A 12,542-nucleotide genomic window follows, 5' to 3' on the forward strand; every position below is an offset into this window, starting at 1 on the left:
TCCGACTATAAATGCCCATTCATTCAGAGATGAGGTTTACCGGCGATATAAAAACACCCGGCTGGATCAGCCGGGTGTTTCATCATTAAAGCATTATTCGCCGTAAACTTTTACCACCACGCGGCGGTTGGGTTTCAGGCATTCTACTTGTTGGGCGAGCGGTGCGTTGGCATCGCATTGCACAACAGGCTGGCTTTTGCCTTCGCCGGTGCTGTGTACGGCATGCGCCGGTACGCCTTGGGCGATGAAGTAATCCGCTACGGTTTCAGCGCGTTTTTTGGACAGGTCCAAATTGTATGCATCAGAGCCCAAGCGGTCGGTGTGGCCGACGACCATCACGGTTTTCGCGTTGAGCGATTTGATGGCGGATGCCGCTTGTTGCAGCTGCTGTCTGCCGTTCGCGGTCATGTCGCCCAGTTGGTAGCTGTTCAGCGTAAACGTGTCGGTAAATGTGAACGAATTGCGCGGCGCTTGAGCCGGTGTACCCGGCTTGGCTAAAGCGGCGCAATGAGTGTTCGGCGTGACCGGATTCCAGTAGAAGCCTTGTGCCAAGCGCGATTGGTCGAAGGTGATTTTATATTGGCAGGTTTGTACGCCGCGTGGGGTGTTGAAGTTCAACAGATAATCCCACTCGCGTACGCGCACGCCCTCGTTGTAATGCGGCTCGCCCAGCAGCGTATAAACCTGTTCGCGCGACATGCCGGCGCGGATTTGCGCCAATGCGGAAGGGTCGGGGAAAGTGCCCAGATGCTCGGCGCGTTTACCGACGGTTGCTTTGTCGGTAGCCGGGAAAACCGGTGCATCCGTCATACCTTCGGCCGTTACCGGAGAGAGCGAAGAGCAGGCAGTCAGCGCCAGGGCAGCCGCGCCCGTACCTAAAAATGTCAAAATTTTCATGATATTTTATCCAAAATCCAAAGCTGTCGGATCGGTATGGCATCCATGCCGACCCGACCATATCAAAAAGTCGTTTCAGTCGGCGGCTTACCAGAACCAGCTCACGCCCAGGCTGCTGGAAACGTCTTTTTCAGTGTTTACGGCCACAGCAGCTTTCACGCCCCATTTACCACCGTCGGAGATGGTGCTCACACCGGCAGCGATGGCGCGGTGTTTGCTGTTTTGACCCACAGCGATGGAAGCATTGGATTGACCCGGGCGGTAGCTTTGCATCAAGCCGGCGGTTGCCATGGTGCTGGCGCCCATCGCACCGAATTTGTCGTCCAAATCACTGATGCGTTTATCCATTTTATCCAAGCGGCCTTCCGCAGCGCGCATACGCGAATCCAAGCGGTCGACGTTTTGCAGGCGGGCTTTGTTGACCGCAGACATATCGACGGTGTAGATGCTTTGGCCGTAAGCGCCGGTGCTCGGAATCACCTCGACATCGGCACTACCGGCTTGCACTTCGGTTTTAGCCGCGCGGATGGCTTGGTCTTGCTCGGCGTTTTTCGCATCATTGGCCGCTTTGTTTGCCGCAATCGCAGCTTTGTTGTCGGCAATATCCACTGCATTCGTTGCAATCGCAGTTGCGTTTTTGCCCACTTCGGCGGTCAAGTCGTTGAAGTTGTTTTCCAACGTATTGATTTTGGAAGCGTTGTTCGCGATATTGGTGGTATTAGCCGCTACTTTACCTGACAAATCAGTGATGTCAGCTGCGTTTTTCTCGGTAGCGGCTTTGTTGTTCGCGATGTTAGTAGTGTTGGTCGCTACTTTACCTGACAAATCAGTAATGTCAGCTGCGTTTTTCTCAATCGCTGCTTTATTGCCAGCCACACCTTTTTCATTCGCCGCGACGCGAGTGGTCAGGTTGGTGGTTGTGGTGTTCAGATTGGTGATGGCAGTTTTGTTTGCCGCCACGTCTTTGGCCAAATCGCCCACTTGATCCAGCTTGTCTTTGGCGTCAGCAGACAGTGCCACTTTATAGTCAGTTGTGCCGTTTACGGGGGTAGGCGTTACTTGAATGCCATCACCCGCGCTCACCGTTGCGCTCTTGAAGTTGTCAATCTTACCTTTTAAGTTGGCAATCGCACCGTCTACGGTTGTTGCACCTGTGCCGCCGATGTCGGTTGTCGTAATATTGCCTTTGGGATCTACTGTTGCCTTACCGCCAATCAGGCCTTTAACGCTTTTTGCCACATTGGCTACCACAGTGTTGGTCGCGTGCAGTTGGCTGCCGTTCACCGCGTCTGTGCTGGTGGTAGACAATGCGCCTGCAGCCAAGTTTGAAATGGTGCGCTGTGCATCGCTTGAGCCGACGCTGACAGTGCCAGTTACGCTTTGACCAGCGAAGTCGCCAAAGGTGATGTCGCCAACAGTGCTGTTTAGTGTTTTGCTGGCGGCTGCGGTGGTTGTGCCGTTACCCAATGCCACAGAATTTGCGGTGGTGGCTTTGGCGTTTTGACCGATGGCGATGGCATTGGTCGCGCTGGCGGTGGTTGCTGTAGCGGCGTCATAATCGGTTAATGCATCAGCATTGCTGCCGCCAATTGCTACTGCGCCTGCAGCAGTTGCCGTTGCTTGGCTACCCAACGCCACAGCACCCTTTTCATTTGCAACCGCAGTACCGCCGATTGCTACCGCGCGGTCGTTTAATGCCGCCGCCTGACGTCCGATTGCTACCGCAGCTTTGCCTGATCTGGCTGCCACGCCAATTGCCGCGCCGCCATTGTCAGTATTTGCCGATCCGCCAACTGCAACACCAAGGTCGCTAGCATTTGTTGCTGTGCCGATAGCGATACCACCTCTTCGCGATGTTGCATCAACACCAACGTTCATGCTTTGGATGGTTCTTGTTGTAATGTTAGTATTGCCTGGGGTTTGCAAATTAGTGATGGTTGCTGGAATGGGAGCGTCAAAAAAAGTAGTCCAATCAGTGTCTGCTGCCATCGCTGGCGCAGAAGCCAACAGTACCGCACCGGCGAGTAAGGATAATTTAAAAGTTGGGCGTGTCATTATTCTCTCCTAAATAAACACACAAGATTTAAAGAAAAGAAAGCCCATATGTATTACTTGTCTGAGTGGCCGTATATGTGAGTGCCGACAATTTCTTTATTCAATCCTGAATTATCGTGAACCCTGCGGCTAGATAAATATACATAAAAATAGGCCTTAATAGGCCTTCGACTTATATTTTACCATATTGTTCAAAAATAATCATTTTGTTTGCAGTTATTGTGGAAAAATTTGCAGTGGCAGAAATTTGTTTACAACTTGAGCCGATGCGCCGTATGCGTCAAATCGGAGGGGGAGTGCTTTAGAGCAAGGAAACTAGAGGGATTGCCCTTGCGGCTTAAGTGAAACGACGTAGGTTGCTGCCGTTATTTTATGTAGTTATTTCACAACAAGGCGGGGTTGGTGTCGGTAAGGCGGGAATCTGCTTCGGATATAGATACATATTGTTTTAAGTTAAGCTACCGCACTTTATAGGTAGATTCCCGCCTGCGAGGGGGTAGTGTAGCGGACTTGCGAAGCTAATGACGAAAATCTGGCGATTTTCTGTCTGTGAAAATTCATAAGACAGTACAAATAGCCGTAGGACGGGCATCCTTGCCCGTCGCTTTGCCGTAAGACAAAGAATTACCCAATATAGAAAGATATCTCATTCTACGAATGAGCGACGGGCAAGGAAGCCCGTCCTACGGCTGCAATTTTGGACAGGCTTCTGAAACGCTCGGCTTCTGGATTCCCGCCTGCGCGCGGGAAGCAAAGCGGACTGGCGAAGCTCATGACGACTGTGGATGCTCACGCTTTTTTTGCCAAGGCAAAAGGCCGTCTGAAAACTGCGTTTGCAGTATTTTCAGACGGCCTGTGGTGCGAAATCATCAAATCGAGAAATCGTCTTTCAGCAAATGCTTGTAGGCATACAGGTAAGACGCGCCGACAAACATCGCGCCGCCGGTGACGTTGCCCAAAAACACCGGAATCATGTTGAAGAAAAACTGCCCCCAAGTCACATTCGCACCCGCCCAAATGCCGGCCGGGATGATAAACATATTGGCGACGAAGTGCTGCAAACCAATCAACACGAAAATCATCACCGGAAACCACATGGCCAAAATGCGGCCGGAGGTTTGCTTGGCGCCGAAGTAGAACCAGATGCCCATACACACCATCCAGTTGCAGGCGATGGCGGAGATAAAGGCGCGGCCGAAGTCCATATTGATTTTGGCTTCGGCGATGGCGATGGTTTTGGCAGCGGCGGCGCCTTCGGCCAGGCCGACGTAGTGGCCGAGGAAGAAGGCCATACACACGGCGCCGGCGAGGTTGCCGATGCTGACGATGGCCCAGTTGCGCGCCAGTTTTTTAAACGATACGCAGCGGCTCAGTTTGCCCAGTGCCATCATCATCATGTTGCCGGTGGCCAATTCGCCGCCGCCGATCAGGATACAAATCAAGCAAATCGGGAACACGGCGGCGCCGAGCAGGGCAGCGAGGCCGCCCCAGTCGCCGGGGATGCCGCTGACGACGCGCAGATAGGCCAGATAGCCGAAGCCGACATAGCCGCCGCCCAAAAAGCTGAGAATTGCCAGCGTTTTGAGGTTGGTATTGGATTTGGCCTGGCTTTTGGTAATGACGTCTTGCAGGATTTCGTGCGGATAAAAGTCGCGGCTGTCGGTTTGGCTCATATTGGCTCCGTTAAAAAATCATCAGCCGTTAATGTAACAAAATAACGCGTCAAGCTGAAATAACCTTTAATACGCTGAAATGCGGCGGGAGAAACCAATGGTTATAAGGCGGGCAGGCCGTCTGAAAAATGCGGGGTGCGCGGGTTTTCAGACGGCCTTTCTGCTATAAATCTGTTAAAATCCTACCCTTAAAAAATCCGGATGCAAAGCCTTAAATGAATATTTTTTACGAAGAATCCGGCCAGTTCAAAGTGGCCGCCATCGTGCAGAAAAACGATGCGACTTACCAGGTCGATACCCAACATGGCAAGCGCACCAAAGTCAAAGCCAATCATGTGTTTGCCGAATTCGATGGCGATATGGCGGCGTTTTTGGACAAGGCGCAGGCGGAAGCGGGGGAAATCGATACCGATTTGCTGTGGGAAGTGTGCGGCGCGGAGGAGTTTACCGCCGAAGCGATTGCGGAGGAATATTTCGGCCACGCGCCTTCTAAAACCGAGCTGGCGGCCACTTTAATCGCGCTTTATGCCGCACCGATGTATTTCTATAAAAAAGCCAAAGGCGTGTTCAAAGCCGCGCCGGAAGAAACGCTCAAGCAGGCATTGGCGGCCATCGAGCGCAAAAAGCAGCAGGACGCGCAGATTGAAGCGTGGGCGGAAGCCTTGCAGCAGGGCGAAATGCCGTCTGAAATTGCGGCGGATTTGAAAACGATTTTACACGCGCCCGACAAGCAGTCGCTGACATACAAAGCGTTTGCCAAAGCCGCCGACGCGTTGAAGCTCTCGGCCTATGGTTTAGCCAAGCGCAACGGCGGGATTACCGCACTGCCGCAATATCTGCTCGACGGCTTTGAGATGAAGCATTTTCCGAAGGGCACGGGCTTTGCGGATATGGACGTACCCGCCTTGCCGGAATGGCCGAAAGCGGATGTGGCGGCTTTTTCGATTGACGACGAATCCACCACCGAAGTCGATGATGCCTTGAGCCTGACCGATTTGGGCGGCGGCATGAAGCGCGTCGGTATCCACATTGCCGCGCCGTCGCTGGGCGTGGCGGCGGGTAGCGAAATCGAGCAGACCATCTATGCGCGCCAGAGCACGGTGTATTTCCCCGGCGGCAAAATCACCATGCTGCCGGAAAACTGGATTGCCGCGTTCAGCTTGGACGCGGGGGCATACCGCCCGGCCGTGAGCATTTATTTTGATGTCGATGCCGAATTCAAGGTTGGTGAGCCGGTGTGCAGAATCGAGGCGGTCAATATTGTCGAAAACCTGCGTATCCAAGCCATCGAGCCGCATTTCAACGCCGAAGCCGGTTTAGATTCGGACGGACAAAGCCTGTTTGCCCATCATCATGATTTGATTTGGTTTTACCAATTTGCCGTTGCTCTGCAGAAAGCGCGCGGCAAATATGAGGAAAACCGCGCGCCGCAATACGATTACGGCATTGAGTTGGACGAAGACGGCAAGGTGTCGGTTTCCCGCCGCGAGCGCGGATCGCCCATCGATACGCTGGTGAGCGAGATGATGATTCTCGCCAATTCCACTTGGGCGCAAATGCTGGATGAAAACGGCCTGCCGGGGCTTTTCCGCGTGCAGCCCTCCGGCAAAGTACGCATGAGCACCCAATCCGAGCCGCACATCGGCATGGGTGTGCAACATTACGGCTGGTTTACCTCGCCGCTGCGCCGCGCCGCCGACTACATCAACCAAAAGCAGCTCATCAGCCTGATAGACGATGCCGCCGCGCCGCTGTTTCAAAAAAACGATGCCGGGCTTTTCGCCGCGCTGCGCGATTTCGACACCGCCTACAGCGCCTACGCCGATTTTCAGCGCGAAATGGAAGCCTATTGGAGCTTGGTGTATCTGGAGCAGCAGGGCGCGAAAGACGTCACCGCCACCATTTTGAAAGAAGATTTGGTGCGTATCGACGGCCTGCCTCTGGTTGCCCGCGCCAACGGCATTCCGTTTGACGCGCTGCCCAAATCGCAGGTATTGCTCAACATCACCGGGCTGGATTCGGAGAAGCAGTTTATCGCCCTGAATTATGTGAAAGCCGTAGCGCCGCAGGCCGTCTGAAACCTCAAGAAAAACCGCCTGCTTTTGAAGGCAGGCGGAAAAATGTAAACATTTTATTTTTCAATGACTACTCTTGACTAAACAGCAGCACAAGCATTAAGATAGCCTTAATGACTGTACTGAGTTTCAGTCTGAAGCAGCCTTTCGACGTGGTCTGTTTCATGATGAAACCATCCTTTCTAGGGCTGGTTTCAAACAAAAAGCCCCACGCCAATGGGGCTTTTTGCTATCAGCCCCACGCGCATTATATTCATGCGTAAAAGATCAAACAAGGCCGTCTGAAAATGCCCTGATTTTCAGACGGCCTTTGCTATAATCACCGTATTCCCGATTTCCGATACACAAGTTTAAAATGACCGCACCCAATCCCACTATTGCTGCCATTGCCACCGCGCCCGGACGCGGCGGCGTCGGCGTGATCCGCCTGTCGGGCAAAAACCTGCTGCCCTTGGCCGCGCAAATCAGCGGCGGTAAAACGCCCAAGCCGCGCGTGGCGCTTTATACCGATTTTCTCGACGGCGCAGGGCAGCCCATCGACAACGGCCTGCTGCTGTATTTCGCCGCGCCCGCCAGCTTTACCGGCGAAGACGTGATTGAATTGCAGGGCCACGGCGGGCCGGTGGTGATGGAGATGCTGCTGCAGCGCTGCATGGAATTGGGCGCGAAACCGGCCGAGCCCGGCGAGTTTACCAAACGCGCCTTTCTCAACAACAAGCTGGATTTGGCGCAGGCCGAAAGCGTGGCGGACTTAATCGACGCATCGAGCAAATCAGCGGCGCGCATGGCCTTGCGTTCGCTCAAAGGCGCGTTTTCGCAGCATATCCACGGGCTGGTTGACGATTTGATTACCTTGCGGATGCTGGTGGAAGCCACGCTCGACTTTCCCGAGGAAGACATTGATTTTCTCGAGGCCGCCGATGCGCGCGGCAAGCTGCAGGCCCTGCAAGGCCGTCTGAAAACCGTGTTGGCGAGTGCCGAGCAGGGCGCGATTTTGCGCGAAGGCATGAACGTGGTGCTGGTGGGCGCGCCGAATGTGGGCAAATCCAGCCTGCTCAATGCGCTGGCGGGCGATGACATCGCCATCGTCACCGATATTGCGGGCACCACCCGCGACACCGTGCGCGAACAGATTACCCTCGACGGCGTGCCCGTCCACATCATCGACACGGCGGGTTTGCGCGAAACCGACGACGTGGTCGAGCAAATCGGTATCGAGCGCAGCCGCAAAGCGGTCAACGAAGCGGATGTAGCGCTGGTGTTGATTGATCCGCGCGAAGGACTCAACGAAAAAACCCGAAGCATTCTGGCGGATTTGTCCGCTGGCCTGAAAAAAATCGAAATCCGCAACAAAACCGATTTAACCGGCGAGGCGGCCGGTATTTCAGACGGACTTGCGGCCTTGTCCGGCGCGGATACGGTTATCCGGCTTTCCGCCAAAACCGGCGCGGGATTGGACGCGCTCAAGCGGGCTTTATTGCAGGAAATCGGCTGGCAGGGCGAAAGCGAAAGCCTGTTTCTCGCCCGCAGCCGCCACCTGAATGCCCTGCACGCTGCCGAAGCCGAATTGGAAAACGCCGCGCTGTGCGGCAACCACCAAATCGAGCTCTTGGCCGAACACCTGCGGCTGGCGCAAACGGCGTGCAGCGAAATCACCGGCGAATTTACCGCCGACGATTTGCTGGGGGTGATTTTTTCGCGGTTCTGTATCGGGAAATAGGCGCGGTTGTTTGTGGAATATGTATCGTCGTCTTGCAAGATAATGCTTTCGGCAGTGTTAACTCCTTTTTGTCTTAATGATGCCAAATTCCGGTGATACGGGAATATCGCGCTAGGTAGAAGCCTGTTTTAGTCACCAAAAAGCCGCCCCCTTAATCATAATAGAGGACGGCTTTTGACGCCGATTTTAAGATTTGGGCGAGCTTGGTTTTTTCACGAAAAAAGCCATGTTAAAACTGCCAAGTACCAAGACCCAAAAGTCTGTTTGATTATTTTTTCACAGCAGGTGCGGCCGGTTTGCGTGCAGGTGTACCTACCGTGGCCTCATTCTTTAATTTTGAATAAATGCCTTCGCCGATACCTTTCACATTTTTCAGCTCCTCTGTGCTTTTAAATGCGCCGTGCTGTTTGCGGTATTCTACAATCGCTTTGGCTTTGGCCGGACCTACGCCGGGCAGGGCTTCCAGTTCGCTTTGGCTGGCGGTATTGATGTTGACCGAAGCCAGTGAGAAAGAAGCAGCCAAAGCGGCCAGGGCGGTAAAGAGGATTTTCTTCATGTGTTTTCTCCTTTGTTTCCGTAACAGTGCGTTTCCGTCGGATACGGTGTTTTGCTTAACCGCGGTAGCAGGTTTTCCTTATGGCAGAACCGATACTTACCGTGTATCCATCATAAATAATTTGCTGCACTGCTTCAAGCAGATTTTCATTCGGTATCGGCATTTTTCTTTTTGTCCTTAAGTTTGTGTTTTCATAATCCTCTTAAATAGTGGGAATTCAAAGGCGGGATGTATCCGTTTTTCAGACGGCCTGTGGGCAAGTAAATGTGTAAAAATGTTGCAAAATAAAAGTTTAGGCGCTTATCCCCTTGACTAAACCCTTGCCGGAAAACTATAATTCCGCTCTTGCTGGCATGGTGTCAGCAAGTATTTAACTCAACAGGACGAGAAAATATGCCAACTATTAACCAATTGGTACGCAAAGGCCGTCAAAAGCCTGTGTACGTAAACAAAGTGCCTGCACTGGAAGCCTGCCCGCAAAAACGCGGCGTGTGCACCCGTGTATACACGACCACACCTAAAAAACCGAACTCTGCATTGCGTAAAGTATGTAAAGTTCGTCTGACCAACGGTTTTGAAGTGATTTCATACATCGGCGGTGAAGGCCACAACCTGCAAGAGCACAGCGTGGTGCTGATTCGCGGCGGTCGTGTAAAAGACTTGCCGGGTGTACGTTACCACACCGTACGCGGTTCTTTGGATACTGCAGGTGTTAAAGACCGTAAACAAGCCCGTTCTAAATACGGTGCGAAGCGTCCTAAGTAATTCGGACTTCATTAGGCACGTCGGCCGCCTAGTGTGAAAAAACGGCCGAGTAAGTGAATGCTTGTTTGGGCATTCATGGGAATGGTCCCGACTGAATAGATTTAAAGGAAATTAATATGCCACGTCGTAGAGAAGTCCCCAAGCGCGATGTATTGCCGGATCCTAAGTTCGGCAGCGTTGAGCTGACTAAATTCATGAACGTATTGATGATTGACGGTAAAAAATCGGTTGCCGAGCGCATTGTGTACGGTGCGCTGGAGCAAATCGAAAAGAAAACCGGCAAAGTCGCTATCGAAGTATTCAATGAAGCCATTGCTAATGCCAAACCTATCGTGGAAGTGAAAAGCCGCCGTGTAGGTGGTGCAAACTACCAAGTTCCTGTTGAGGTTCGTCCTTCACGCCGCTTGGCTTTGGCAATGCGCTGGGTGCGCGATGCTGCCCGCAAACGCGGTGAGAAATCAATGGACCTGCGTTTGGCAGGCGAGCTGATTGACGCTTCTGAAGGCCGCGGCGGTGCGTTGAAAAAACGTGAAGAAGTACACCGCATGGCTGAGGCGAACAAAGCGTTCTCCCACTTCCGTTTCTAATTTTGAAAGGCTAATCAAATGGCTCGTAAGACCCCAATCAGCCTGTACCGCAATATCGGTATTTCTGCCCACATCGATGCGGGTAAAACCACTACTACCGAACGTATTTTGTTCTACACCGGTCTGACCCATAAACTGGGTGAGGTGCACGACGGTGCGGCTACTACCGACTACATGGAACAAGAGCAAGAGCGCGGTATTACCATTACTTCTGCTGCGGTAACTTCTTACTGGGCAGGTATGGCGAAGCAGTTTAAAGAACACCGCTTCAACATCATCGATACCCCGGGACACGTTGACTTTACTGTAGAAGTAGAGCGTTCTATGCGTGTATTGGACGGTGCGGTAATGGTTTACTGTGCGGTAGGTGGTGTACAACCTCAGTCTGAAACCGTATGGCGTCAGGCTAACAAATACCAAGTTCCGCGCTTGGCGTTTGTAAACAAGATGGACCGCCAAGGTGCAAACTTCTTCCGCGTGGTTGAGCAAATGCGTACCCGTCTGCGTGCAAATCCTGTACCGATCGTCATTCCGGTTGGTGCAGAAGATGCATTCGAAGGCGTGGTTGACTTGCTGAAAATGAAAGCCATTATTTGGAATGAAGCTGATAAAGGCGTGACTTTCGAATACGGTGATATTCCTGCCGATTTGGTGGCAACTGCTGAAGAATGGCGTCAAAACATGATTGAAGCCGCAGCAGAAGCTTCTGAAGAGCTGATGGACAAATACTTGGGCGGCGACGAGCTGACCGAGGAAGAAATCATCGGTGCTCTGCGTCAGCGTACTCTGGCCGGTGAAATCCAGCCGATGCTGTGTGGCTCTGCCTTTAAAAACAAAGGTGTTCAGCGTATGCTTGATGCCGTGGTTGAGTTGCTGCCTGCGCCGACCGACATTCCGCCGGTACAAGGTGTTAACCCTGATACTGAAGAAGCGGACAGCCGTGAAGCCAGCGATGACGCTCCGTTCTCTGCTCTGGCGTTCAAAATGTTGAACGACAAATACGTTGGTAACCTGACCTTCATCCGTGTTTACTCTGGTGTGGTGAAATCAGGCGACACCGTGATTAACTCTGTTAAAGGCACTCGCGAGCGTATCGGCCGTTTGGTACAGATGACTGCTGCCGACCGTACCGAAATCGAAGAAGTACGTGCAGGCGACATCGCTGCTGCCATCGGTTTGAAAGACGTTGCGACCGGTGAAACCCTGTGTGCAGAAGGTTCTAAAATCATTCTGGAGCGCATGGAATTCCCTGAGCCGGTAATCCACGTTGCCGTTGAGCCAAAAACCAAGGCTGACCAAGAGAAAATGGGTATTGCCCTGAACCGCTTGGCTAAGGAAGACCCGTCTTTCCGCGTACGTACCGACGAAGAATCCGGTCAAACCATTATTTCCGGTATGGGCGAGCTGCACTTGGAAATTATTGTGGACCGTATGAAGCGCGAATTCGGCGTGGAAGCAAACGTGGGTGCGCCGCAAGTGGCTTACCGCGAAACCATCCGCAAAGAAGTGGAATCCGAATACAAGCACGCCAAACAGTCCGGTGGTAAAGGCCAATACGGTCACGTTGTCATCAAAATGGAACCGATGGAACCCGGTGGCGAAGGCTACGAGTTCATCGATGAAATTAAAGGTGGCGTGATTCCGCGCGAATTTATCCCGTCTGTGGACAAAGGTATCCGCGATACCCTGCCGAACGGTGTGGTTGCCGGCTTCCCGGTGGTAGATGTCCGCGTACGCTTGGTATTCGGTTCTTCCCACGATGTGGACTCTTCTCAATTGGCGTTCGAATTGGCTGCTTCTCAAGCCTTCAAAGAAGGTATGCGTAAAGCCTCTCCTGCTCTGCTGGAGCCGATTATGGCCGTTGAGGTGGAAACACCTGAAGAGTACATGGGTGACGTGATGGGTGACCTGAACCGTCGCCGCGGTATCGTACTGGGTATGGACGACGACGGCATCGGCGGTAAAAAAGTACGCGCCGAAGTACCGTTGGCAGAAATGTTCGGTTACTCTACTGACCTGCGCTCCGCCACTCAAGGCCGTGCAACTTACTCAATGGAGTTCAAAAAATACGCTGAAGCTCCTGCGAACGTTGCCGCTGCTGTAACTGAAGCCCGCAAAGGCTAATCAGACCCTAAAGGCCGTCTGAAAAACAACTGAATATTTTCAGACGGCCTATTGTTCTTTATATTGATCTTTACAGAAAAGGAATTAGCT

General features: G+C 52.7%; 9 protein-coding genes. 5 read left to right on the forward strand and 4 right to left on the reverse strand.

The features are described from left to right. Positions 1 to 93 precede the first annotated feature (93 nt). From BDE01S_RS03935 to BDE01S_RS03945, 3 genes are all read right to left on the reverse strand, one after another. Positions 94 to 897, reverse strand: a complete 804-nt coding sequence (locus tag BDE01S_RS03935) for an OmpA family protein (RefSeq protein WP_066077660.1) — start codon at positions 895 to 897, stop codon at positions 94 to 96. 87 nt (positions 898 to 984) lie between these two features. Then, positions 985 to 2,646, reverse strand: coding sequence for a YadA family autotransporter adhesin (locus BDE01S_RS03940; RefSeq protein WP_169798082.1), 1,662 nt, complete (start codon positions 2,644 to 2,646; stop codon positions 985 to 987). 1,175 nt (positions 2,647 to 3,821) lie between these two features. Further along, on the reverse strand, positions 3,822 to 4,625 hold the full coding sequence (locus BDE01S_RS03945; protein ID WP_066077665.1) for a formate/nitrite transporter family protein: 804 nt from the start codon (positions 4,623 to 4,625) through the stop codon (positions 3,822 to 3,824). Positions 4,626 to 4,840: 215 nt separating this feature from the next. Between BDE01S_RS03945 and BDE01S_RS03950 the strand changes: the two genes are divergently transcribed. Next, the gene (locus BDE01S_RS03950) at positions 4,841 to 6,703 is read left to right on the forward strand and encodes a ribonuclease catalytic domain-containing protein (protein WP_066077667.1); all 1,863 of its coding nucleotides are present in this window, start codon (positions 4,841 to 4,843) and stop codon (positions 6,701 to 6,703) included. A gap of 352 nt (positions 6,704 to 7,055) precedes the next feature. After that, positions 7,056 to 8,420, forward strand: coding sequence for a tRNA uridine-5-carboxymethylaminomethyl(34) synthesis GTPase MnmE (mnmE, locus tag BDE01S_RS03955; protein ID WP_066077669.1), 1,365 nt, complete (start codon positions 7,056 to 7,058; stop codon positions 8,418 to 8,420). Between the two features lie 268 nt (positions 8,421 to 8,688). Here the strand turns inward: mnmE and BDE01S_RS03960 are convergent, their stop codons facing one another. Then, positions 8,689 to 8,976, reverse strand: a complete 288-nt coding sequence (locus tag BDE01S_RS03960) for a ComEA family DNA-binding protein (RefSeq protein ID WP_066077671.1) — start codon at positions 8,974 to 8,976, stop codon at positions 8,689 to 8,691. 393 nt (positions 8,977 to 9,369) lie between these two features. On the opposite strand from BDE01S_RS03960, the gene rpsL reads away from it, so the two are divergent. The 3 genes from rpsL to fusA all read left to right on the forward strand — a co-directional run bounded on the left by rpsL (position 9,370) and on the right by fusA (position 12,452). Continuing rightward, entirely contained in the window at positions 9,370 to 9,741 is a 372-nt protein-coding gene (rpsL, locus tag BDE01S_RS03965) for a 30S ribosomal protein S12 (RefSeq protein WP_002218431.1), read from the forward strand. Positions 9,742 to 9,857: 116 nt separating this feature from the next. Further along, positions 9,858 to 10,328 (forward strand): 30S ribosomal protein S7, encoded by a 471-nt coding sequence (rpsG, locus tag BDE01S_RS03970; protein WP_002215391.1) that lies wholly within the window; start codon positions 9,858 to 9,860, stop codon positions 10,326 to 10,328. Positions 10,329 to 10,346: 18 nt separating this feature from the next. Further along, a complete protein-coding gene (fusA, locus tag BDE01S_RS03975) occupies positions 10,347 to 12,452 on the forward strand; it encodes an elongation factor G (protein ID WP_066077673.1) in 2,106 nt (701 codons plus the stop codon). The last annotated feature ends 90 nt before the right edge of the window (positions 12,453 to 12,542 follow it).

Source organism: Bergeriella denitrificans NBRC 102155 (genome assembly GCF_001592185.1).
GTDB lineage: Bacteria > Pseudomonadota > Gammaproteobacteria > Burkholderiales > Neisseriaceae > Neisseria > Neisseria denitrificans.